Consider the following 22,975-nt stretch of genomic DNA (forward strand, 5'->3'; position numbering starts at 1 on the left):
GCACGGTCACCACGCTCGGCACGGTCACCACGCTCGGCACGGTCACCACGCTCGGCACGGCCGCCGCGCTCGGCGCGCTCGGCCCGCTCGCCGCGGTCGGCCCGCTCGCCGCGGTCGGCCCGCTCCACGCGCTCGGCCCGCTCGCCACGGTCGGCCCGCTCCACGCGCTCGGTGCTCTCGGCGCGGTCACCCCGCGTGGGGCGCTCAGCGCGCTCGGTCGTCTCGGTACGGGCGCTCGCGTCGGCCCGCTCGACGTTTTCCTTGCTGGTAGCGCGCGACTCCGGCGGGCCCGCAGGCCGGTTGGCGCGGCGCGGCGCGCGCACCTCGGTGTCAGCCGCCTCGTCGGCGCGCACCTCTGCTCGTACTTCGGCACGGGGGGCTTCTGCGCGAGCAGCGACCTCACCGCGAACGCCGGACGTCCGCACGTCACCGCTCTGCTTTTCTTGAATGGCGGCAACCAGCTCGCTCTTGCGCATGCGCGCGATGCCGGAAATGCCGAGCGACGAGGCCAGATTCTGCAGCTCAGGCAGCAGCATCGCAGACAGCCCGCTGCCGGTGCGGCGACGGCGGGGCGCGGTCGCGCGCTCAGCGCCTTCGGCCACGACCGACGAGCGGTCGCCAGAGACGTCCGACGTCACGTCGGTAGTGTCGCTCAATGGATTCCTTCCCTCGATAGGCCGGGACTGCCCGGGTCGAGATACGACGGCCGGTGCGGTCCGCGGATACACCCGTTTCGCGTAGGCGTTACGGGAGTCTTTGCAGCCGTGCGGAACCGGGCCACCAGTGCGGTCAGGCCCCGCTCAACGCAGGCGATCTGTGGAAACTGCGGTTGGCTTCCGAGGCTTTAGCAAGGGGTGCCACGGGTAAATTTGGGGTACGCCGTCCCGCTCGAGATCGCCGCACTTGAAGCGGCTACTAGCTCTAGAGCGTAGTCAACCGGCCCAACCTGCGGCAACAGGGTCCCGCTCGGCGTGTTCAAGAGTACCCGATCTCGTGCCGATCGTCACGGTCGCCCCCCTCGTGTCGATTTCCAGGGGCCAGACCTCCCAGCCAGGGACGTCCGGCGATGTCCAGCCGTCGGTCACGAGCGCCAGGACGGTGGGTCCGGCACCGCTGACCACAGCGGCGACGCCGTCGGCGCGCAGCCGAGCCACCAGGTCCGCGCTGGCCGGCGCTCCGCTGGCCCGGTACGGCTGGTGCAACCGGTCTTCCGTGGCGGGAAACAGCAGCTCAGGGGCCTTGGTCAGGGCGTACACGAGCAGCGCTGACCGACCGGCGTTGAACGCGGCGTCCCGGTGCGGAACGACGTCCGGCAGGGCCGCGCGGGCGACCTCGGTCAGACCGCGCTCGGTCGGCACGAACACCACCGGACGAACCGCAGGGGCCGGGTTGTCACGAACGGCACGCGCCCCATCGCTCTGCGTCCACGCGATCGTGAAGCCGCCGAGCAGGCAGGGCGCGACGTTGTCGGGGTGCCCTTCGAGCCGGGAGGCGAGCCGGAGCACCGCCTCGTCCGACATCCGGACAACACCATCCACAACAAGCGCCCGCGCGGCGAGTATTCCCGCGACGATGGCGGCCGACGACGACCCGAGTCCGCGCGCCTGTGGGATGCGGTTGTGGCAGCGCAGTTCCAGCCCGGCCGGGTGCTCGCCCAACTCGTCGAAGACGGCCTTCATCGAGCGCACGACCAGGTGGCTCTCGTCGGTGGGCAGGTCACCGGCGCCCTCTCCGGTCACCTCCACGCTGACGCCGCCCGGGGTGACCCGGGCCATCACCTCGTCATAGTGTGCGAGCGCGAGCCCGAGCGCGTCGAAGCCGGGCCCCAGATTCGCGCTCGTCGCGGGGGTTCGAACCCATATCGGTTCGGTCAGGAACGCCATGCCGCACATGCTAGGCAACGACTGCGACGAGATCGGTCACCGAGGGCGTACCGGCGCGGCGTTACCGGGTGGTAACCGTCGACTCGACGTCCGACCCGACCCGGCGGAGGACCCTGCGGGTGAGCAGGCGCCAGCCGATGGCGTACGCGACCGTGACCGCTCCGCAGCCGGCGACCAGCACCCGCGTGTCGACGCGGTCGATGGCGACGCCGACGGCGAGCTGACTGAGAGTGATCGCCAGCGTCGTGATCATGACGTTCGTCGCGATCACCCGTCCCCGCAGCTCGTCCGGCACCTCCGCTTGCAGGGCGAAGGTCGCCATCGCCCAGTTGCCGCCGCCGCCCATGTGTGCGATCACCACGAGGGCCACGACCAGCCAGAACCAGGGCGCCACCGCCACCCCGAGGTACGCCAGTCCGTAAGCGACCATGGACACTGCCATCCCGGGCAGCAGCCACGACCGGTTGACCAGCGCCCGCCGCAGCAGCAGCGGCCCGATGACCGCGCCCAGCCCGCGGGCGGCGAACAGCACGCCGGTACCGGTCGCGCCCACCGTGAAAACGGTCGTGGCGAGCAGCGGGAACGCCGTGAGCACGCCGTTGCCCAGCCCCACCCCGGACTGGACGGTCACCAGCGAGGCGACGCGCGGCCGGGCGCGGATGTAGCGCAGCGCCTCGCCGATGGCGGTGAACGTGCGCACCGGCGGCCGTACGACGCTCACCTGCATCGGCCGGCGCACCGACCCGACCAGCAACGCGGCCGACGCCAGGCAGACCGCCGTGACGACGAAGCACGTGTACGGGCCGACGTGAGCGGCAAGCACTCCGCCCAGTGACGAGGCGACGACGGCCATCGTTCCCCACGCCGAACCGGCGACGGCATTGGCGGCGGCGAGATCCTCCGGCTCGACGAGGTTGGGCAGCGCCGCCGAGGCGGCCGGCGTGTAGAAGGCCTTCGCGACGGCGAGGGCGGCGACCGCGGCCGGCGCGACCCAGGCCGTGCCCGGTGACCGGACGAACAGGAGCGCGAAGACCGCGACCACGCCGGCGGCGTTGGCCACCAGCATGACGCGGCGGCGATCCAGCCGGTCGGCGACCGTACCGGCGAACGGCAGCAGTACGGCCTGGATGCCGGTGTCGACGGCGAGGACCAGGCCGCCCCACAGCCCGCTGCCGGTCAGTCGCGGCAACAGCACCAGCAACGGGACCATAACCAGCCAGTCGCCGCCGAACATGACCAGTTCGGCGGCGACCAGGCGACGGAAGTCGCGGTTACGGCGGAGTACAGCGAAGATCAAGCCAGGCCAAGCTCCCGGGCGGCCGCGAGCGCGTCAGCCGGAATCGTGGTCGGCTTAGGCGCGGTGGAGATCGCCCAGTCGGGGTCCTTGAGGCCGTGTCCGGTGACGGTGCAGACGATCGTGGAGCCGGCCGGCACGAGACCGGCCTCGGCCGACTGCAGCAGTCCGGCGACGCTCGCCGCGCTGCCCAGTTCGACGAAGACGCCGACCTTGCGGGCCAGCAGCCGGTACGCGTTGAGGATGTCCCGGTCGCTGACGGCATGGATGAGGCCACCCGACTGGTCCCGCGCGTCGACCGCCTTGGTCCACGACGCCGGGTTGCCGATCCGGATCGCGGTGGCGATCGTCGACGGCTCGCGTACCACCTGGCCGTTCACGATCGGCGCCGCACCGGAGGCCTGGAAGCCGTACATCTTCGGCTTGCGGGTCGACTCCCCCGCGTCGAACGCCTCGTTGTAGCCCATCCAGTACGCGGTGATGTTGCCCGCGTTGCCGACCGGCAGGCAGTGGATGTCGGGAGCGTCACCGAGCGCCTCGACGATCTCGAACGACGCCGTCTTCTGCCCGTGCAGCCGGTCCGGGTTGACGGAGTTGACCAGCGCCACCGGGTAGTCGATGGACAGTTTCGAGGCCAGCGAAAGGCAGTCGTCGAAGTTGCCGTTGACCTGCAACAGCCGCGCACCGTGCACCAGCGCCTGCGCCAGCTTGCCCACCGCGATCTTGCCCTGCGGCACCAGGACGGCGCAGGTCAGGCCGGCGCGGGCCGCGTACGCCGCCGCGGATGCCGACGTGTTACCGGTCGAGGCGCAGATGACGGCCTTCGCACCGGCCCCGACGGCCTTGGACACGGCCATCGTCATGCCCCGGTCCTTGAACGACCCGGTCGGGTTGGCGCCCTCGATCTTCAGGTACACGTCGCAGCCGGTCCGGTCGGACAGCTCCGGCGCCGACACGAGCGGCGTGTTGCCCTCCAACAGGGTCACCACCGGGGTGGACTCGGTTACCGGCAGGCGGTCCCGGTACTGCTCGATCAACCCACGCCACATGGCCACTTACTTACTCCCCCTCGACGCGCAGAACGCTCGCGACAGACCGGACGATATCCAGGGACCGCAGTTCGGCGACTGTCGCGGCCAGAGCCGCGTCCTTCGCCCGGTGCGTCACGATCACCAGCACGGCCTCGTTGCCGCGCCCCGACTGGTGAACGGTGGCGATGCTCACGCCGTGCTTCGCGAAGACCCCCGCCACCGCGGCCAGCACGCCGGCGCGGTCGGAGACGTCGAGGCTGATGTGGTAGCGGGTGGTCGCCTCACCGATCGGACGGACGCGCAGGTCAGCGTAGGCGGACTCGCTCGCCGCCCGTACGCCGGCGAGGCGGTTGCGCGCGACGGCGACGATGTCGCCGAGCACCGCGCTCGCGGTCGGCGCGCCGCCGGCGCCGCGACCGTAGAACATCAGCTGTCCGGCCGCCTCCGCCTCGACGAAGACGGCGTTGAACGCGTCGCTGACGCTGGCCAGCGGGTGGGTCCGCGGGATCATCGCCGGGTGCACCCGCACGCTCACCGCGTCGCCGGACCGCTCCGCCAGGCACAGCAACTTGATCGTGCAGCCCATCGCCTTCGCGCTGGCGACGTCCGCCGCGCTCACCTCGGTGATGCCCTCGCGGTACACGTCCGCAGCCCGTATCCGGGTGTGGAAGGCCAGCGACGCGAGGATGGCGGCCTTCGCCGCGGCGTCGAAGCCCTCCACGTCGGCGGTGGGGTCGGCCTCGGCGTACCCGAGCGCGGTCGCCTCGTCCAGGGCCTCGGAGAACCCGGCGCCGGTGGCGTCCATCGACGACAGGATGAAGTTGGTGGTCCCGTTGACGATGCCGGTGACCCGGGTGATGCGGTCGCCGTGCAGCGACTCGCGCAGGGGCCGAAGCAGCGGGATCGCGCCGGCGACGGACGCCTCGTAGTAGAGGTCGGCGCGCCCGTCCACGGCCGCCTGGTGCAGCGTGGGGCCGTCCTCGGCGAGCAGCGCCTTGTTGGCCGTCACCACACTCTTACCCCGGTGCAACGCCTCGACCAGCCAGGTCCGCGCCGGCTCGATGCCGCCGACCACCTCGACCACGATGTCGACGTCGTCGCGCTTGACCAGGTCCAGCGCGTCCGTCGTGAACAGGGCAGGATCGACGGGCAGGTCACCGCGGTCGCGGGCAGGCCGCCGCACGGCGATCCCGACTAACTGCAGCGGGGCACCGATACGGGCGGTCAGGTCGGCGGCCTGCTCATTCAGCAGACGTACGACATCAGCGCCCACCGTGCCGCAGCCGAGTAGCGCAACCCTGACGGGATTCATGCTCACCCCATGTCCAACGCGAGAAGGTCATCCTCAGTCTCCCGCCGGACGATCACGCGGGTGGCGCCTTCGGTGACAGCCACCACGGACGGCCGCGGCACGTGGTTGTAGTTGCTGGCCATGCTGCGGCAGTACGCCCCCGTGCCGGGCACGGCGAGAAGATCTCCTGGCCGCACGTCAGCGGGCAGGAATTCATCCTTCACGACGATATCCCCGGCCTCGCAATGTTTTCCCACGACACGGGCGAGCATCGGTGTGGCATTTGATGCACGGTTGGCGACTGTGGCCGAATACGACGCGTCGTACAGCGCCGTACGGATGTTGTCACTCATGCCGCCGTCGACACTGACATAGCTGCGGATTCCGTCGACGTCCTTGACCGTGCCCACCTCGTACAGCGTGAACATCGCCGGACCGACGATCGCCCGGCCGGGCTCGATCGACACCTGCGGGACGGCCAGCCCAGCCAGATTGCACTCGTCCTCGACGATCTTGCGGAGACGCTTGGCCAGGTCGCCCGGCTCTGCCGGGTCGTCCTGGGAGGTGTACGCGATACCGAAGCCGCCGCCGAGGTCGAGTTCGGGTAGCTCGACGCCGCGCGCGTCGCGGATCCGCGCCTGGAGTTCGACCACCCGCCGGGCCGAGACCTCGAACCCGCCGGTGTCGAAGATCTGCGAGCCGATGTGCGAGTGCAGTCCACGCAGCTCGAGCGCGTCCTCGTCGATGATCTTGAGTGCGGCGGCGAGCGCCGCCCCACCGGCGAGCGAGAAGCCGAACTTCTGGTCCTCGTGGGCCGTAGCGATGAACTCGTGGGTGTGCGCCTCGACGCCGACGGTCACCCGGATCAGCACGCTCGGGCGGACCCCGCGCTCCCGCGCGATCGCCGTCAGCCGCTCGATCTCGTCGAACGAGTCGACGATGATCCGGCCGACACCGGCTTCGACCGCCCGGGTCAGCTCGGCGACCGACTTGTTGTTGCCGTGGAAGCCGAGCCGCTCCGGCGGGAATCCTGCAGCGAGGGCCACTGCCAGCTCGCCGCCGGAGCACACGTCGAGGAAGAGCCCCTCCTCGGCGACGATCCGCACGATTGCCTTGCAGATGAACGCCTTGCCCGCGTAATAAACGTCACAGTCGGAGAACGCAGCCGCGAACTCCCGGCAGCGGGCCCGAAAGTCGGCCTCGTCGAGCACGTACACCGGAGTGCCGTGCTGGCGCGCGATCTCGCGCACGTCGACGCCGCCAACGGTCAGGGCGCCGGAGTCCGCGCGGGTCACCGTCCGCGGCCACAACTGCGGGAGGAGGGCGTTGACGTCTTCGGGGGGACGCAGCCAGCTCGGCCCGCGGTGGCCGAGATCGGCGTGGAGCGCCCCCGCCTCGTGTGCTCGCATCAGTTGTCTACATCCGTTCCGGAGCGGAGACGCCCAGCAGGTCGAGTCCGTTGGCGAAGACGGTCCGGGCGGCCTCGACCAGCCACAGCCGGGCCCTGGTCAGATCGGTGGCCTCCTCGTCACCCTGAGGCAGAACGCGGCAGGCGTCGTAGAACCTGTGGTACGCGGTCGCCAGCTCCTCAAGGTAACGCGCCACCCGGTGCGGTTCACGCAGCTCAGCGGCGCTGGCCACGATCTCGGGGAACTCGCCCAGCGCCTTGAGCAGGTCGTTCTCCTTCTCGTGGCTGAGCAGGCCCGGATCGAAGTCGTCGCCCCGCGTGACGCCCAGCTCGGCGGCGTTGCGCAGCAGGCTCGCGATCCGGGCGTGTGCGTACTGCACGTAGAAGACCGGGTTGTCGTTGCTGCGCCGGGTCCACAGGTCGAGGTCGAGGTCGATCGGCGAGTCGACCGAGAACCGCGCCAGGGCGTACCGGGCGGCGTCCACACCGATCGCCTCGACGAGGTCCTCGATGGTGACCACCGTGCCGGCGCGCTTGCTCATCCGCAGCGGCTGCCCCTCCCGCAGGAGGTTGACCAGCTGACCGATCAGGATCTCCAGGTTGCGCTTGGGATCGTCACCGAAGCAGGCCGACATGGCCTTCATCCGGCCGATGTAGCCGTGGTGGTCGGCGCCGAGCATGATCACAACCCGCTCGAAGCCGCGCTCCCGCTTGTCCAGGTAGTACGCGCAGTCGGCGGCGAAGTACGTCCACTCGCCGTTGGACTTACGCAGCACCCGGTCCTTGTCGTCGCCGAAGTCGGTGGTGCGCAGCCAGGTCGCGCCCTCGGCGTCGTACACGTGGCCCTGCTCGCGCAGCCGGGCCAGCGCGGCGTCCAGCTTGCCCTGGTCGTGCAGGTCCTTCTCGTTGAAGTACCGGTCGAAGTGAACGCCGAACTGAGCCAGCGACTCCTTGATCTCGTCGAACATCAGCGCGATGCCCTCGACCCGGAAGATCTCCTTGGGGTCGGGCGCGCTCAGCGCGTCGGGCCGCTTGGCCAGCACCGCGTTGGCGATGTCGGTGATGTACCCACCGCCGTAGCCGTCCTCGGGCGTCGGCTCGCCCTTCGCGGCGGCCAGCAGCGAGTTGGCGAACCGGTCGATCTGCGAGCCGGCGTCGTTGAAGTAGTACTCGGTGCCCACCTGCGCCCCGACCGCGCGCAGCAGCCGGCCCAGCGCGTCACCGACGGCCGCCCAGCGCACGCCGCCGATGTGCAGCGGACCGGTCGGGTTCGCCGACACGAACTCCAGATTGATCGACTCGCCGGCCAGGGCGGCGCTCCGCCCGTACTCGCGGCCGGCCTCGACCACGACGCGGGCCAGGCGGCCAGCGGCCGCCGGGTCGAGCCGGACATTGAGGAAGCCCGGACCGGCGACCTCGACGGCCTTGACGCCGTCGACGGTCTCCAGCCGGCCGGCGATCGCCGTGGCGAGCTCCCGGGGGTTTGCCCCGACCTTCTTCGCGACCTGCAGCGCCACTGTGGAGGCATAGTCACCGTGCTCGGGATTGCGCGGTCGCTCGACGCCGATCGAGTGCGGAAGAACGGACGTGTCGAGGCCTCGCTCGGTCAATACAGCACGGGTGGAGTCGAGGATTGCGGCAGCAAGGTCGGCGGGAGTCACTGAGCAATGCTATCGGGGGTAGACTGCCTGACCTGGCGGCGGCCCAAGATACTGGTCACAATTCGGGACGCTGTCATGCCCCGGGACCGATATCCCAGATCACCCGACGTGACGAGGCCCCATGAGCATGAGTACACAGCACGGCGGTGGCGGAACGCGCCGGCCGGCGAGCACGAAGCCCGGCGGCAAGCCCAAGGACGCCCCGGTCGACAAGCCCGGGTCGGCGGCCAAGAGCGCCAGTGCCGGCGCCGGCAAGAAGGGCGCTCGGCCCACCGCCGGGGGCGGCAAGGGCCGCAAGCCGATCACCCCGGTAAAGGTCAGCCAGGGTCGCAACTGGGGACCGATCGTGACATTCGCCGTGGTCGGCGCGATCGCGCTGGGCATCATCGGCTTCGGCGGCTACCAGGTCTACGTCAACGGCATGACCTGGGAAGATCGCGCGGCGAAGATCTCCGGGATCACGAACTTCCGCAAGTCGGACGCCAAGATGCTCGTGTCCGACCACGTGACCGGCCCGGTCAAGTACTCGGTCCTGCCGCCGGTCGGCGGCGCGCACAACATCAACTGGCAGCGCTGCCTCGGCGACGTCTACGACGCCCCGATCGCGAACGAGCACGCCGTCCACAGCCTGGAGCACGGCGCGGTCTGGATCACGTACCGTCCCGGCCTCGCCCAGGGCGAGATCGACAAGCTGGCCAGCAAGGTCAAGGGCCACGACTTCACGCTGATGAGCCCGTTCCCCGGGCTGGACAAGCCGATCTCGGTGCAGACCTGGGGATACCAGCTCAAGGTCGACAAGGCCGATGACCCGCGCATCGACGACTTCATCAAGGCCCTGCGCGAAGTCTCCGCGAAGGAGCCCGGCGCGACCTGCTCCGCCGGCGCCTACATCACCGAGACCGGCACGACGCCGCACGACCTGCAGCCCCCGGCCAACTCGAACGGCGGCATGCCCGCCCTTCCCGGCGGCACTCCGGGCGGCACCGGCTGATGCCCGTGTCCATCCTGCCCACCTCGCGGCGGGTCCGGCTGTTGCTTGCCGGGTTCGCCGCGGTGGTGGTGCTGGTGCTGACGTACGCCGCGGGTGTCGTCTCGGCCGGGTTCTACGCGCCCGGCGAGAACTCGCCGGAGGCCGGCTTCGTCCGGGACATGTCCGTGCACCACGCCCAGGCGGTCGAGATGGGGATGCTGGCGTACCAGCGGGCGACGAACCCCGAGGTCCGCCATGAGGGGTACGACATCGCCCTGACCCAGCAGAGCCAGATCGGCGCCATGAAGTCGTGGCTGGACAAGTGGCGTGTCAGCCGAGCGAGCAGCACGGCGCCGATGTCCTGGATGCCCGGCGGCAAGATGACGCTCGCCTCGGACGGCCGCATGCCGGGCATGGCCTCACACGAGGAACTGACGAAGCTCAACACGGTGACCGGCAAGGACTTCGACATCCTCTTCTGCCAGCTGATGATCCGCCACCACCTGGGCGGCATCCACATGGCCGAGGAGATCGTGAAGGTGAGCGACAACGCCGACGTGCGGTCGCTGGCCGAAGCGATGAAGGCGGGTCAGCAGGGCGAGATCACCATCTTCAACAACCTGCTGACAAGCATGGGCGCAAAGCCCATGTAGTTCCTGGATCTTGGAAGGTTTGACATCGAAATCAGTGTCAAATCTTCCAAGATCTAGCGGCGCTCCTGGCTCTCTGCCTCGAAGGCAGCAGCGGTGTCGGGAACGCCGGCCAGGGCGCGCTCAACCTCCCAGGTGGCCCTCCTGGGCTCAGCGATGGACACCGGCAGGCACCGGAGGGCGGACAAGGCGGCATTCGCGCTACTGACCGCCGCGACCGCGGCGATTCGGTAGCTCGTCATGGTTGCCTCCCGGGAGCAAATTGGTTGCAGAGGGAGATCCTGCCGCCCCCGAGGCCCGCAACAAGTCCCCTGAACAGCCAGGATTCTCGCCGCATACGGGACGCAACACCGCATATCCGGCAGTCGGCGCCGCTCCGGCGACCTGCGCGCAGGTCGCCGGAAGTCTCTGCTAGTCTTCTCTGGTCGCCAGGGCCCCCGTAGCTCAGGGGATAGAGCACCGCCCTCCGGAGGCGGGGGCGCAGGTTCGAATCCTGCCGGGGGCACCAGTACTGAGCAGGACAAAGAAGCCCTTGACCAGGGAGTACCCGGTCAAGGGCTTCTCTCATTTGCCCGGCTGTACCCGGCCGTATCCGGTGATCACCGGCTGGTCTTGCCGAACACGTGCCGAAGATGAGGCCTCAGCTGGCGAGGCGAACGCCCGCCGCACTGGGAGGTTCGTTCATTCTCACCTTCCCGCGTCGTCGGATTTCGGTACGTACACGTGGAGGCCCATCGCCTGGTCCGGGGTGAGGAGCAACCGATAGTCCGCGGGGAATTGCAGACCGCACGACCAGAGCGCCGCGATATCGATCGAGCGGACGGGCCGGCCGAAGATCAGGACCGGCGCCCGATCGCCCCACCAGCCACGACCGCCCGGGCAGGACAGACGGATGCCCTCCGCCGTCCGATCCTGATCCATCCGGGCGTACCACGCCTCGCCGACCGGCCGGCCATCCAGCAGCAGCACTACGCCGGCCATCTCGTCGAACGCCATGACGGCGCGCCCCTCGGGGCGGATATAGGGCAGCAGCCGCTGATGGAAGTCGCTGTACGCCTGGGCGGTGAACGGGTCCAGCCGCACCGAATCGAGCGCCGGCACGCCCGCGACCGGCGCGGTCGTGACCGCGTACCCGGCCGTGCGATAGGGGTACGACCAGAGCCCGCTGGTGCCGATCGACGCGGAGAGCGCGACGGCGCCCGCCGTCACAGCGCCCGTCAGCCACCGCGCCACTACGCGGGTGCTCTCGATGCCGGTCAGCACAACGACCATCAGTGCGGCCCAGGAGGCGAATCCGTTGACCGCCACGAAGTGCAGGGCGTTATTCGTACCTGCGGCCTGCAGCACCGGCAGCAGCGCCAGCATGCCGATGATGGCCACGCCTCGCCGTCGTTCCCAACGCGGCCTGGGCGCCCCCGTTCCGGCACGCCAACGATGGAGCCGTACAACCACGCCCACCAGAAGGGCCACCGTCAACACCAGCAGAACGGCGACGGGGAAGCGCTCGATGTTGACCGCTCCACCGAACAGGTTGCCATCGGTCACCAGCCGCCAGCTCGAGACGGCGAGGCCGAGCGCGGCGGCGACACCGGCGCACAGCCGCCCGACCCGGCCGCGGGCCACCACCGCGAACAGCGCGGCGAGCAGCAGCACCGCATGGTCCGTCACGATCGTCGTGAACAGCTGGTACCCGCTCGTCACGTACATCGTCAGCAGCACGGTGGGCGCGTAGGCCCGCGCGGCGATGAGGCGGTTCGTCTCGAGCATCTCCGGCACGGCGGCGGTGAGCGGGACGACCAGCACCTGGAACACCGCGGCGGTGATCAGCGCGCTGGCGAGCGCCCAGGCGGCCAGCCGGGCGACCTCGCGTGGTCCCCTCTGTGCCACCACGACGACCGCGATGACGGTGATGAACGCGAGGATCACTCCTGCCGAGGCCCACTTCGCGAGCAGCATGCCGACGGCGACCGGCCCGAGCGCGGCCGCGACCCAGGCCGGTACGGCCCGCCCACGGTCCACATCAGCCGCCATCCGCATCACGACCGCCCCCAGGAGCAGGGCGCCCAGCAGCGACACGTCGTTGTAGCCCGGGCTGAGCGGAAGCCAGCTGTAGATCATGCCGCCGCAGGCCACGATGGCCGCCGTACCTGCGATTTCCCACCAGCGTGACGCCGGTGCGTCCGGGCGGCGCAGCCGCAGCCAGCGCATGAAGGTCCAGCCGAACAGAAGGTGGACGGCCACGACCGTGAACAGCCGGAACAGGCGCAGCCCCGCGATGTCGTAGCCGAGCAGTTGGAAGACCGGCCCGTAGAGGTACTGCGCGCCGCTGAACGCGCGAAGGTTCGTGCTCCACCAGCGGTAGGACAGGAGGTAGTAGCCCTCGTCGGTGACGTCGAACCCGTGCCCGGCGGTGACGACGGCCGCACCGATCCAAGACCCGGCGGCCAGAGCAGCCGCGATCGTGGCCAGCACGAGCCCGCATACGACGGCGGGGGCGGGCGCGGTGGTAGGTGCCGGACCATCGGGCGGCGCGACGGGCTGTTCCGGTGCGCCTACGATACCGGCGCTCTTATGCTCCACGGACAGCGAGCGTACATTGCCACGATCGGCGCGAGCGTGCACACAGGGGCAGTTTGTGGCTTTTGGGCAAATCTCGGCCGAGCCTTTCCACCGTCCGATACCGGCCGCGCCCCAACCAATGCCTCAACCGTCGGCGTAGATCACGTCCCGCCCCTCGGCGAAATGGCACGCGCTCGGATGCGTCGAACCCTCCCGTACGACCAACTCCGGCTCCCGCAGGGCACAGATCTCCCGCGCCTTCCAACACCGCGTCCGGAACCGGCACCCGCTGGGCGGGTTCGCCGGGGACGGCACGTCGCCTTCGAGGATGATCTGGTCGCGCAGCCCGCGCAGCATCGGGTCGGGCACCGGCACCGCAGACAGCAGCGCCTGCGTGTACGGGTGGGTCGGATTCTCGTAGATCTCGACGTCGGCACCGGTCTCGATGATCTTCCCCAGGTACATCACCGCGACCCGGTCGGAGATGTGCCGCACCACGGACAGGTCGTGGGCGATGAAGATGTACGCCAGCCCCAACTCCCCCTGCAGCCGCTCCAGCAGGTTGATCACCTGAGCCTGGCACCTCCTGCCAGAAGTGGCACGCGCTGATACGCCCGGGCTCCACGTCGTACAGCGGTGGCGGCGGGTCCTGCCGGCAGACGGTTCGCGCGTACCGGCAGTGCGGATTGAACGCGCAGCCAACCGGTGTGGCCGGTGCTGTAACTACGACACGAGGACGACCTGGAGCGCGCGGTCGACGCCGCAGCCGGCCGGCACCGCGCCCGGCCGTCCCCGTACGGTGACCCGGCTCCCGTCCCGTAGTTGTCCGGCCTTGTCACCCAGCAGCGCCCACCGCTGCGCGCCGGTGTCGAGGATCGCGCAACCACCCGCGGTCGACACGGTGCCGGTGAGCGTTGTCGGCCCACCGGCCAGGTCCATCGGCTGCTGCGGATCGGCGGACGGGGCGCTGGCCATCGGTGTGCTCCCCTCCGAAGCGCTCACGCTGGGTCGCGGGACGGGTGACGGAGACTCGAGCACCCGGTACGCCGGCCCGGCCGAGGAGCAGGCGGACAGCAGGACGACGGCGGCCACCGCGGCCACGGGTGTCGCGATTTTCATGGCCCTTAGACGGAGATCGGCGTTCATGGCTCCCTCGTCCGACCCTATCCCCCACCCTCGCCATCTCCCATCGTGATTGCCGTTGCTAAACGATGCCGCAGGTAGGCGCCGGGCACCCCACCGGCGCGTCCCTTGTGGATAGGGAGGGGCATTGTCGCCCACGTTACTGCCCACGCGGCATCGAAAAATCGCTCTGATCAGCATGCTGGCCGCGGTCTCACTCGGCCTGAGCGCGGCACCGGCTCAAGCGGCGAATCCGCAGCCCGGTTCCCCCAGAACGGTGAGCGCCCTCGGTGAACGCACCAAGGAGGCCGAGGACGGCAACGAGATCCAGGAGGGGGCCGACCAGTACGCCGAGGCCCGCTCCGCCCCCGGCGTGGTCGCGCCCGGCGCGTACTCGGCGGCCTGGGCCCAGCAGCAGTCGTTGCGCCGGACCGGCGGTCGCTGGACCGACGAGACCGCGCTGCCGTACAACTCCGACGACCCGCGTTACCGGGACAACCCCTCCAACTCGTCCGGCGGCGCCGGCCAGGTGAGCGGCCGGATCACCGGCCTCGCGGCCGACGACTCCGGCTACGTCTACGCGGGCGCCGCGAACGGCGGCGTCTGGCGCTCGCGTACCGGCGGCGGCACGTGGGAGCCGATCTCCGACAAGCTCCCCTCCCCCGCCACCGGCGACCTGCAGTTAGACGGCAAGGGCCGGCTCTGGTACGCCACCGGCGAGGCCAACACCAGCTCGACCGCGTTCGTCGGCTCCGGCGTGTACGTGCTCGCCGACCCGAAGAAGGGCCAGTTCCAGCCGGGCACCCGGGTCGGCGGCACGGAGCTGGAGAGCACCATCATCCGTGCGCTGCGCTTCGGCGGCGACAAGGTCTGGGCCGCCACCAACCGCGGCGTGTGGAGCCACTCCACGACCACGCTGTCAGGTCCGTGGACGCTGGAGTTCGCGCCGAACCCCAGCTACCTGCCGGGCGGCGCGAACGCCAAGGAGCCCAGCGCGCCGTACAAGAACATTGCCAACGACATCGCCATCGACCCCAAGGATCCGTCCAAGGTGGTCCTCGCGATCGGCTGGCGCAGCGGCGACACGTACAACGGCTTCTACGCGAAGCAGGGCGAGGCGTGGCAGCGCGTCCCGCTACCCGGTGACATCGCGAGCGACCCCGCCACCGTCGGCGCGGTGACCTTCGCGGCGGCGGCCGACGGCTCGAGGTTCTACGCGATCGAGCAGTCCCCGTCCATGGACCCGGCCCTGGCGACCGGCCTCTACGGCGTCTTCGTGTCCGAGTCCGGCTCGCCGTTCAGCACGTGGACGCGCATCGCGGACTCGAAGAAGCTGGCGGCCTCCGGGTCGGGTATCGCCGACCTGCCGGGCTACCAGCCGGGCATCCAGGCCTGGTACAACCAGTTCCTACAGGTCGATCCGACCGACCCGAACCACCTGTACCTGGGCCTTGAAGAGGTCTTCGAGACCGTCGACGGCGGCAAGACCTGGACCACGCCCGGCCCGTACTGGAACTTCTTCTTCCCGTGCTGGAGCCCGGACCCGAGCAAGCAGACGGGCGACTGCCACCAGACCACCCACCCGGACCAGCACTCGGTGGCCGTCGGGAAGTACCAGGGCAAGGCGTACGTCATCGTCGGCAACGACGGCGGGGCCTACCGGCGTCCGCTGCGCGGCCAGGCCGACGCCGCGGGCCACGCGACCGACTGGACCTCGCTCAACGACGGCACGATGGACGTGCTGCAGTACTACTCGGTCGGCGTCGGCCGGGACCCGGGTGTCAAGAACAACGACTACGGCCGGGGCAGGAGCCTGAAGGTCGCGATCAGCGGCGGCCTGCAGGACAACGGCCAGTCCATCAAGCGCTCCGGCGACAAGGTGATGGGCTCCAACTTCGGCGGCGACGGTGGTGACACCATCGTCGATCCGAGGAACGGCTGCAACATCGCGGAGGAGTACGTCTACCTGGCGATGCAGGTGACCAACGACTGCGCGGCCAACGCCGGGATGTGGGACCCGGAGACGGCGACCAGCCGTGACATCGCGCCGCCGGACAACAAGCTCGGCCCGGACGGTGCCCGCTTCATCGCCCCGTTCACCTTCGACGCCAAGGACAGCAACGTCTGGGTTGCCGGTGGACGGCACGTATGGGTCCAGGACAAGGGCTGGAACATCCAGTCCGGCAGCGACTGGACGAGCGTGTTCGACCTCGGCGCCACGGTGATCGGCAAGGATCCGGCGACCGGAAAGGACATCCTCTCGCCCCACGTGGCGACCGCGGTGGCGGTCTCCGACGGCATGGCCTACGTCGGCTGGTGCGGCCCCTGCAACAACCAGGGCTTCACCCGCGGCATCGCCGTCGGCAAGGTCAACGATCCGGCCAGTTGGCGCCAGCTCGACCTCCCGGCCGAGGGCCAGCTGCCGAACCGGTACGTCTCCGGTTTCGACGTCGACCCCGACAGCCCGAACCACGTGTTCGTCGCGATCAACGGCTTCAGCCGTCGGTGGACCGAGGGTCCGGGCGCCGGGATCGGCCACGTCTTCGAGTCCCGCAACGCCGGCAAGACGTGGACCGACATCTCGGGGAACATGCCCGACGTGCCGGCCGGCACGGTGAAGATGGTCCGCGGCGGCGGCCTTGTCGTCGGTACCGACCTGGGCGTGTTCTACCGGGCACCGCGCGGCAAGGAGTGGACGGCGCTCGGGCAGAACCTGCCGACCACGACGACGATGCAGCTCAAGACCGGCCCGGACGGCAAGCTGTACACCGCCACGCACGGGCGCGGTATCTGGTCCTACGACCTGAGTCAACTCAGGGCGGACTAGGCGCCACATCTGACGCGATGGCCTGGAAGGCGCGCTCGCCTTCCAGGCCATCGCACGTCTACGGGCGTACGGCCACGCTCGCGCACGTCTACGGGCGTACGGCCACGCTCAGGAGTCGACCGGGAAGATCATGCAGGACGACGTGGCGTGGGCGATCAGCCGATCGGCGTCGTCGAACACCTGCGCCTGGGCCAGCGCGGTCCGCTGTCCCCGCGACAGCACGGTCCCCTCGCAGCGGAGCGCGCCGGACCGCAGCGTGACCGGCCGCAGGAACTTCGTGGTCAGGTCCAGCGACGTGTACCCGACGCCGGCCGGCAGCGTCGTCTGCACCGCGCACGCGGCAGCCGAGTCGAGCAGGGTCGCCAGCACGCCGCCGTGCATGGTGCCGATCGGGTTGAAATGGAACTCCTGCGGTTGCAGGCCGAACACCATGCGCCCCGGCTCGACCTCGATCGGGGTGATGCCGAGCGTCTGCATCACCGGCGGCCGCGGGATCTCACCGGTGCCGATGGCCTGGAGAAATTCGAGTCCGCTGCGGCTGCCCACCATCGCCGCGCTGATGGTCGGGTCTTCCCAGGTGTACGTCCGGGCCCTGACGGCCTGCTGAGTCTCGGTCATGGACGCAGAGTTCCACCCCTTGCTGGGTCTGTCAATAAGACCTAGCCTGGGGACGTGGAACCGCCCGCTCTCCTGTGGTCAGTCGACAACTGCACCATCGCCCGCGCGATGGCGATCATCGGTGACAAGTGGACATTCGTCGTGCTGCGCGACGTCTTCCAGGGCATCCACCGGTTCGACCAGATGCGGGTCCGCACCGGTATTCCCCGGCAGGTGCTCACCAACCGGCTCGACCGGCTGGTCGCCGAGGGACTCCTGCGCCGAGAGCCCTACCGCGAAGAGGGCTCCCGTACCCGTACCGAGTACCGCCTCACCGACAAGGGGCTCGACCTGTACCCGGTTCTCGTCGCGATCCTGGCGTGGGGCGACCGGTACCTGGCAGATCCGGAAGGCTCCCCGATCGAACTGGTCCACCGCGACTGCGGCGCCCCGGTACACGCGCCGCTGAACTGCACAGCCGGTCACGAGGTGAAGTCACCGCGCGAGATCGCACCCCGGCCGGGGCCGGGCGCCCGCCGGCGGGTCTGACACCCGTCAGCGCACCAGGATCCGGTCGATGTCCGGTGCGTAGCCGCGCGGGTTGCCCGGTGCGTCCTCGGCGGGTTCGCCCGCTCAGGGGCGGGGGTTGACGCGGGTCCAGGACCGCCGGCCCGGCTTCGCTCCTCCGGCGGCCGCCGTGCAGCGCGGGCAGATCCAACCGACCCGGTCGGCCTCGGTCAGCACGTCGGTCGCCGTGTACTCCCAGCGCACGTGGGCGAAGCGGCGCAGCCGCGATCGGCTCAGGGCCAGCCCACACACCGTCTGGTTGGTACCGGGCAGCCAGCCGTGCACCTCGCCGGCGGGCTGGCGTACGCCGTCGCCATCTGTCCACTCGTCCGACGCGGCGACCGAGAACCGTGCCATGGGTCCTTAATGCCCAGGGGCGCCGGCGATAATGCCCAGGGGCGCCGGCGATAAGCGAATCTCGTCCGCAGCCGCCGTTTGTCCGCCCCGGTACCGGGAATCGCGGCACGTGAGCCGATGAACCGGGCGAGCGGCCGCAGCCGCGGCCGCCGCCGGTCGTCCGACCGCACTAGGAGGTGGCACGTAGATGGTCACCCTTCCCCACCCCAGAGCCGAGGCCCGCCCGCTGTCGAGCCGACTCGCCCTCGGATTCGGCGTGCTGTTTCTGGTTATCGGCATCCTCGGCTTCATCCCCGGCATCACGACGAACTACGGCGCCATGACCTTCGCCGGTCACCACTCCGGCGCGCTGCTCCTGGGCGTATTCCAAGTGTCGATCCTGCACAACCTCGTCCACCTGGCGTTCGGGGCAGCCGGCATCGCGATGGCCCGCGACGCCGACACCGCCCGCCTGTTCCTGGTCGGCGGCGGCGCGATCTACCTGCTGCTGTGGCTGTACGGGCTGGTCATCAACCGGGCCAGTCCCGCAAACTTCATCCCGCTCAACACCCCGGACAACTGGCTGCACTTCCTACTCGGGGTAGCCATGGTGGCCCTGGGGGTCTATGTGACCCGCGGCGCACGGGTCGACCGGACTGACCGGGCGGACCGGCGCTGACGCCGGTGCTGTTGTAGGAGGGCGCCTGCTGTTGTAGGAGCGCGCCCCTCTTCCGGCCTGTTCCGGACTAGGACGCCCTCCTCATGTACGGGGAACATCGCGGGGCGCTGCGAATGCCGGGCACCCCGACGGCCGCCCTATGCTTGTGCGCGTCTGTTCAGGGGGTGGCGCGTCGGTGCTGGTGGTCCACGGTCTGTGGCTGGCAGGCGGCCGACTGGCCCTCTGGGGGGAAGATCCGACGCTGCCGGCGCGACGTCGCGGGCGACAGCGCCGCCATCCGTATGCAGCCTCGCCCGAAGCGCTCACCGAAGCGCTGGCTTCCGCGGGCCCGAAGCCCGTGCCCGGCTCCGTCACTCTGGCGCTCCCCACGGCCGGCGGTGGCCCGCTGGCCTCGCCCGAACTCGTACGCGACGAGCTGCCCCCGAAATCCCGCGGACCGGTCACCGTCGGCGAGTGGCTGGTGCCGACCCTCGAGTACGAGCCCGACGACGCCCTCGCCGTGCTGCGCGCGCTCGGCGACCCCGAGCGGGCCGGCGGGGTCACGTGCGGCGCCACCATCGCCCACCTGAACGCGGTGATCGACTTCGCCGGTGACCTTGTCACTCGTGGTCGGCTGCTACCCACGGTGCAGCCCGGCCCGGTCGCCGTGTGGCGACCGGTGCTGTCCGGCGCCGACGCCGCGTGGGCCCAGGCGCTCGCGCTCGCGCTGCCACCGGTTGGACGGGCCGAGATCCGCGGGGACGCCGATGAAGCGGGGACGGGCCTGCTCGCCGCCGCGCTCGACGTGCTCGTCGACGCGGCCGCCCGCGCCGCGCTCGACGGGTACCCGATCGCCGGCGGCCAACCACGCACGGCCACCGACGCCTGGCTACGGGCCCTGACCGGATGCGAACGCCGCTTCGAAGCCCACCCGACCGACGTGGCACGGCTGGCCGACGAGCTGGCCGAGTGGCAGCGCGACGCAGTCGGCGGCCCGGTCCGCGCCGCCTTCCGGCTGATCGAGCCGGACGCCGACGACGCCGGCGAGGACGGCGAGGACGGCGAGGACGGCGACAGCAGTTGGCGGCTGCAGTTCGCGCTCCGGGCGACCGATCAACCGAGCCTCGTCGTGGACGCCGAGCAGGTCTGGCGCTCACACGGGACGCTGTCGGCGCACATCGACTCCCCCCAGGAGACGCTGCTGGCGGAGCTGGGCCGCGCGAGCCGGCTGCACCCGCCGATCCGTGAAGCGCTCCGGGACGCGAAGCCCTCCGGGCTCACCCTCGGATCCGACGGCGCCCACGCGTTCCTCACCGAAGGCGCTCCCGTCCTCGCCGCCGCCGGGTTCGGGGTGCTGCTCCCCTCGTGGTGGGGCCGGCCCTCGGCCCGGCTGGGCGTACGCCTGGCCGCCCACTCCCCGACCGCGCCCGGCACGGTGGCGGCCAAGAGCATGCTGAGCCAGGACGCGATCGTCGAGTACCGGTGGGAGCTGGCCCTGGGCGACGAGCCGCTCACCGCCGCGGAGCTGGAGGCGCTGACCGCGCTCAAGACTCCCCTCGTACGGCTGCGCGGGCAGTGGGTACAGGTGGACCCCAAGCGCCTCGCGAACGGCGTGAAGTTGCTGCGCGCGAACGGCCACGGGCAGGCGACCGTCATCGAACTGCTGCGCACCGCCGCGGCCCCCGACGCGGCCCCCGGTGGCCTGCCGGTCGTCGGGGTCACGGCCGACGGCTGGCTCGGCGAACTGCTTTCCGGGCAGGCCGAACGCCATCTCACCCCCGTCCCGGCACCGCCCGACTTCGCCGGCACGCTCCGCCCGTACCAGGAGCGCGGCGTCGCCTGGTTGACGTTCCTGCAGTCGCTGGGGCTCGGCGGCATCCTCGCCGACGACATGGGACTGGGCAAGACGATCCAGTTGCTCGCCCTGCTGGCGGCCGACCCGCCGGGCGCCGGCCCGACGCTTCTCGTCTGCCCCATGTCGCTGGTCGGCAACTGGCAGCGGGAAGCGGCGAAGTTCGCCCCACACCTGCGCGTACACGTGCATCACGGCGCCGAACGGGCCCGCGGCGATGACTTCACCGCGGCCGTCCACGACGCGGACCTGGTCGTCACGACGTACTCCCTCGCGGCGCGGGACGCCGCCGCACTGGCCGAGATCTCCTGGCACCGCCTCGTCGTCGACGAGGCGCAGGCGATCAAGAACGCGGCCACCCGCCAGGCGGTCGCCGTCCGGTCGCTGCCCGCCCGGCACCGGGTCGCGGTCACCGGTACGCCGGTGGAGAACCGGCTGGCCGACCTGTGGTCGCTGATGGAGTTCGCCAACCCTGGCCTGCTCGGCGCCGCCGCGACCTTCAAGAAGCGCTTCGCCGAACCGGTGGAGCGGCACGGCGACGAAGACGCCGCCGCCCGACTCCGCCGGCTGACCGGGCCGTTCATCCTGCGGCGGGTCAAGACCGACAAGACGATCATCACCGACCTGCCGGAGAAGCTGGAGATGGAGGTGCTCTGCAACCTCACCGCCGAGCAGGCCACCCTCTACCAGGCGGTCGTCGACGACATGCTCGCCCGCATCGAGAGCAGCGACGGCATGGAACGGCGCGGTCTGGTGCTCGCGACCATGACCAAGCTCAAGCAGGTGTGCAACCATCCGGCGCAGTTCCTGCGCGACGGCACCCGGCTGGCCGGCCGGTCCGGCAAGCTGGCGCGACTGGACGAGATCCTCGACGAGGTCCTCGCCGCCGGGGAGAAGGCACTGCTGTTCACCCAGTACGCCGAGTTCGGCGCGATGCTGCGGGCGCACCTGTCGACGAGGTTCTCCCGCGAGGTGGCGTACCTGCACGGCGGCGTGCCGAAGTCCGCGCGTGATGAACTGGTAGCGCGGTTCCAGGATGACGGTGGACCGTCGTTGTTCGTCCTGTCCCTCAAGGCCGGCGGCACCGGACTGACGCTGACCGCCGCCAACCATGTCGTACACGTCGACCGGTGGTGGAACCCAGCCGTCGAGGACCAGGCCACCGACCGGGCGTTCCGTATCGGACAGAGGCGGTCCGTACAGGTGCGCAAGTTCGTGTGCGCCGGCACCGTCGAGGAGAAGATCTCCGCGATGATCCGCGACAAGCGCGGGCTGGCGGCACGCATCGTCGGCACCGGCGAGCAGTGGCTCACCGAGCTGTCCACGTCGGAGCTTCGCGACCTGTTCGCGCTGGAGCGCGGGGCGGTGGTGGAGTGAAGTTCGAAGAATTCGGCAAGCCGCGCAAGGTCTCCGGCGGCATCAAGGCGCGCAGCGCCCGGGGCGTCATCGGCGAATCCTGGTGGTCGAAGCGCTTCCTCGCCGTCCTGGAGTCGTTCGCGCTGGGCACGCGGCTCACCCGCGGCCGCGCGTACGCGCGGAAGGGGCAGGTTCTCTCGCTGGCCGTTGCGCCCGGCGCGGTCACGGCGTCGGTACAGGGCTCCCGGGCTGAGCCTTACTCGCTGACGATCGGGTTGAAGCCGTTCGCCGACGATGTCTGGGCCCGGGTCGAGGAGGCTCTCGCCGCGCAGGCGCTGTTCGGCGCCCAACTGCTCGCCGGCGAGATGCCACCCGAGATCGAGGACGTGTTCCGGGCGGAGAATGCGCCGCTGTTCCCGGAGTCGACGGCCGATCTGTCGATGACGTGCTCGTGCCCGGACTGGAGCGTGCCCTGCAAACACCTGGCCGCTACGTTCTACCTGCTCGCCGAGGCGTTCGACGCCGATCCGTTCCAGATCCTGTACTGGCGCGGCCGCGACCGGGAAACGCTGCTCGCCAACCTACGGGTGCTGCGGACCGGGGTCGACGAGCTTTTTTCGCCCGCGCCGGCCGCCCCACCCGTCATTCCCCTCGGCGCAGGTCCGGCCCTCGCCGACCTCGCCACGCCGCCGCTCGCGCACACACTCGACCGGTTCTGGGTCTCGCCGGTACCGCTGCCGCCGCGGCCGCCTACTCTCGATGTCGAGCCGGACCTACTGCTGCGACAGCTTCCACCGCCCGGACCGACGCTCGGCGGTGCGGACCTGACCGACCGGCTGCGCCGGGTTTACCGCGATCTTGGACAGGTGGACCGGCGGTAACCGGACCACCCGTCCAAGATCGCGACGGCGGC

General features: G+C 70.4%; 19 protein-coding genes, 1 tRNA gene and 1 pseudogene. 8 read left to right on the forward strand and 13 right to left on the reverse strand.

Annotated elements, in window-relative coordinates:
• From HC028_RS25110 to argS, 7 genes are all read right to left on the reverse strand, one after another.
• Window positions 1-656 (reverse strand): Rho termination factor N-terminal domain-containing protein (locus tag HC028_RS25110; protein ID WP_205861688.1); only part of this gene is annotated, 656 nt, incomplete at its 3' end.
• A gap of 276 nt (window positions 657-932) precedes the next feature.
• Window positions 933-1,883 (reverse strand): homoserine kinase, encoded by a 951-nt coding sequence (gene thrB, locus HC028_RS25115; protein WP_168079909.1) that lies wholly within the window; start codon window positions 1,881-1,883, stop codon window positions 933-935.
• A gap of 61 nt (window positions 1,884-1,944) precedes the next feature.
• Window positions 1,945-3,180 carry an MFS transporter gene (locus tag HC028_RS25120; protein WP_275408277.1) on the reverse strand — a complete coding sequence of 412 codons (1,236 nt, stop codon included), beginning with the start codon at window positions 3,178-3,180 and terminating at the stop codon, window positions 1,945-1,947.
• Window positions 3,177-4,226 carry a threonine synthase gene (gene thrC / locus HC028_RS25125; RefSeq protein WP_168079944.1) on the reverse strand — a complete coding sequence of 350 codons (1,050 nt, stop codon included), beginning with the start codon at window positions 4,224-4,226 and terminating at the stop codon, window positions 3,177-3,179. The genes HC028_RS25120 and thrC overlap by 4 nt, the downstream gene beginning before the upstream one ends.
• Before the next feature lie 10 nt (window positions 4,227-4,236).
• Window positions 4,237-5,520 (reverse strand): homoserine dehydrogenase, encoded by a 1,284-nt coding sequence (locus HC028_RS25130; RefSeq protein ID WP_168079910.1) that lies wholly within the window; start codon window positions 5,518-5,520, stop codon window positions 4,237-4,239.
• A gap of 2 nt (window positions 5,521-5,522) precedes the next feature.
• The gene (lysA, locus tag HC028_RS25135; RefSeq protein ID WP_168079911.1) at window positions 5,523-6,908 is read right to left on the reverse strand and encodes a diaminopimelate decarboxylase; all 1,386 of its coding nucleotides are present in this window, start codon (window positions 6,906-6,908) and stop codon (window positions 5,523-5,525) included.
• Between the two features lie 7 nt (window positions 6,909-6,915).
• Window positions 6,916-8,568 (reverse strand): arginine--tRNA ligase, encoded by a 1,653-nt coding sequence (gene argS, locus HC028_RS25140; protein ID WP_168079912.1) that lies wholly within the window; start codon window positions 8,566-8,568, stop codon window positions 6,916-6,918.
• A gap of 121 nt (window positions 8,569-8,689) precedes the next feature.
• Here argS and HC028_RS25145 point away from each other — a divergent pair, with 121 nt between their 5' ends.
• Both HC028_RS25145 and HC028_RS25150 read left to right on the forward strand, forming a co-directional pair.
• Entirely contained in the window at window positions 8,690-9,559 is an 870-nt protein-coding gene (locus HC028_RS25145) for a DUF3105 domain-containing protein (RefSeq protein ID WP_168079913.1), read from the forward strand.
• Window positions 9,559-10,191, forward strand: coding sequence for a DUF305 domain-containing protein (locus tag HC028_RS25150; RefSeq protein WP_168079914.1), 633 nt, complete (start codon window positions 9,559-9,561; stop codon window positions 10,189-10,191). Before HC028_RS25145 ends, HC028_RS25150 begins: the two co-directional genes overlap by 1 nt.
• Window positions 10,192-10,244: 53 nt before the next feature.
• Here the strand turns inward: HC028_RS25150 and HC028_RS25155 are convergent, their stop codons facing one another.
• Entirely contained in the window at window positions 10,245-10,430 is a 186-nt protein-coding gene (locus HC028_RS25155) for a hypothetical protein (protein WP_168079915.1), read from the reverse strand.
• A gap of 191 nt (window positions 10,431-10,621) precedes the next feature.
• Between HC028_RS25155 and HC028_RS25160 the strand changes: the two genes are divergently transcribed.
• Window positions 10,622-10,696, forward strand: a tRNA-Arg gene (locus HC028_RS25160).
• 179 nt (window positions 10,697-10,875) lie between these two features.
• Here HC028_RS25160 and HC028_RS25165 read toward each other — a convergent pair.
• The 3 genes and pseudogenes from HC028_RS25165 to HC028_RS25180 form a co-directional block, all read right to left on the reverse strand.
• Window positions 10,876-12,768: a hypothetical protein gene (locus HC028_RS25165; RefSeq protein ID WP_168079916.1), complete on the reverse strand. Its 1,893-nt coding sequence runs from the start codon at window positions 12,766-12,768 to the stop codon at window positions 10,876-10,878.
• A gap of 123 nt (window positions 12,769-12,891) precedes the next feature.
• A pseudogene (locus HC028_RS25170) lies at window positions 12,892-13,326 on the reverse strand (oligopeptide/dipeptide ABC transporter ATP-binding protein); the annotation flags it as partial.
• 144 nt (window positions 13,327-13,470) lie between these two features.
• A complete protein-coding gene (locus HC028_RS25180; protein WP_168079917.1) occupies window positions 13,471-13,866 on the reverse strand; it encodes a hypothetical protein in 396 nt (131 codons plus the stop codon).
• A gap of 280 nt (window positions 13,867-14,146) precedes the next feature.
• Between HC028_RS25180 and HC028_RS25185 the strand changes: the two genes are divergently transcribed.
• On the forward strand, window positions 14,147-16,696 hold the full coding sequence (locus tag HC028_RS25185) for a beta propeller repeat protein (RefSeq protein ID WP_239075687.1): 2,550 nt from the start codon (window positions 14,147-14,149) through the stop codon (window positions 16,694-16,696).
• A 108-nt stretch (window positions 16,697-16,804) separates the two neighbouring features.
• Here the strand turns inward: HC028_RS25185 and HC028_RS25190 are convergent, their stop codons facing one another.
• Window positions 16,805-17,314, reverse strand: coding sequence for a PaaI family thioesterase (locus HC028_RS25190; RefSeq protein ID WP_168079919.1), 510 nt, complete (start codon window positions 17,312-17,314; stop codon window positions 16,805-16,807).
• A 54-nt stretch (window positions 17,315-17,368) separates the two neighbouring features.
• On the opposite strand from HC028_RS25190, the gene HC028_RS25195 reads away from it, so the two are divergent.
• A complete protein-coding gene (locus HC028_RS25195; RefSeq protein ID WP_168079920.1) occupies window positions 17,369-17,842 on the forward strand; it encodes a winged helix-turn-helix transcriptional regulator in 474 nt (157 codons plus the stop codon).
• A gap of 84 nt (window positions 17,843-17,926) precedes the next feature.
• Here HC028_RS25195 and HC028_RS25200 read toward each other — a convergent pair whose 3' ends face one another.
• Window positions 17,927-18,217, reverse strand: a complete 291-nt coding sequence (locus HC028_RS25200) for a hypothetical protein (RefSeq protein ID WP_168079921.1) — start codon at window positions 18,215-18,217, stop codon at window positions 17,927-17,929.
• Window positions 18,218-18,404: 187 nt separating this feature from the next.
• Here HC028_RS25200 and HC028_RS25205 point away from each other — a divergent pair, with 187 nt between their 5' ends.
• From HC028_RS25205 to HC028_RS25215, 3 genes are all read left to right on the forward strand, one after another.
• On the forward strand, window positions 18,405-18,875 hold the full coding sequence (locus HC028_RS25205) for a DUF4383 domain-containing protein (RefSeq protein ID WP_168079922.1): 471 nt from the start codon (window positions 18,405-18,407) through the stop codon (window positions 18,873-18,875).
• A gap of 175 nt (window positions 18,876-19,050) precedes the next feature.
• A complete protein-coding gene (locus HC028_RS25210; protein ID WP_168079923.1) occupies window positions 19,051-22,083 on the forward strand; it encodes a DEAD/DEAH box helicase in 3,033 nt (1,010 codons plus the stop codon).
• A complete protein-coding gene (locus HC028_RS25215; protein ID WP_373314013.1) occupies window positions 22,080-22,943 on the forward strand; it encodes an SWIM zinc finger family protein in 864 nt (287 codons plus the stop codon). The genes HC028_RS25210 and HC028_RS25215 overlap by 4 nt, the downstream gene beginning before the upstream one ends.
• Window positions 22,944-22,975: the final 32 nt, after the last annotated feature.

The sequence above is a fragment of the Planosporangium flavigriseum genome (assembly GCF_011947225.1).
Classification (GTDB): domain Bacteria; phylum Actinomycetota; class Actinomycetes; order Mycobacteriales; family Micromonosporaceae; genus Planosporangium; species Planosporangium flavigriseum.

What these genes read in the sequence shown, in the direction of transcription:
- thrB (WP_168079909.1), bottom strand. Translation starts at nt 1,883, where the DNA reads ATGGCGTTCCTGACCGAACCGATATGGGTTCGAACCCCCGCGACGAGC.
- HC028_RS25205 (WP_168079922.1), top strand. Translation starts at nt 18,405, where the DNA reads ATGGTCACCCTTCCCCACCCCAGAGCCGAGGCCCGCCCGCTGTCGAGC.
- HC028_RS25190 (WP_168079919.1), bottom strand. Translation starts at nt 17,314, where the DNA reads ATGACCGAGACTCAGCAGGCCGTCAGGGCCCGGACGTACACCTGGGAA.
- HC028_RS25155 (WP_168079915.1), bottom strand. Translation starts at nt 10,430, where the DNA reads ATGACGAGCTACCGAATCGCCGCGGTCGCGGCGGTCAGTAGCGCGAAT.
- HC028_RS25200 (WP_168079921.1), bottom strand. Translation starts at nt 18,217, where the DNA reads ATGGCACGGTTCTCGGTCGCCGCGTCGGACGAGTGGACAGATGGCGAC.
- HC028_RS25180 (WP_168079917.1), bottom strand. Translation starts at nt 13,866, where the DNA reads ATGAAAATCGCGACACCCGTGGCCGCGGTGGCCGCCGTCGTCCTGCTG.
- lysA (WP_168079911.1), bottom strand. Translation starts at nt 6,908, where the DNA reads ATGCGAGCACACGAGGCGGGGGCGCTCCACGCCGATCTCGGCCACCGC.
- HC028_RS25130 (WP_168079910.1), bottom strand. Translation starts at nt 5,520, where the DNA reads ATGAATCCCGTCAGGGTTGCGCTACTCGGCTGCGGCACGGTGGGCGCT.
- thrC (WP_168079944.1), bottom strand. Translation starts at nt 4,226, where the DNA reads ATGTGGCGTGGGTTGATCGAGCAGTACCGGGACCGCCTGCCGGTAACC.
- HC028_RS25145 (WP_168079913.1), top strand. Translation starts at nt 8,690, where the DNA reads ATGAGCATGAGTACACAGCACGGCGGTGGCGGAACGCGCCGGCCGGCG.
- HC028_RS25150 (WP_168079914.1), top strand. Translation starts at nt 9,559, where the DNA reads ATGCCCGTGTCCATCCTGCCCACCTCGCGGCGGGTCCGGCTGTTGCTT.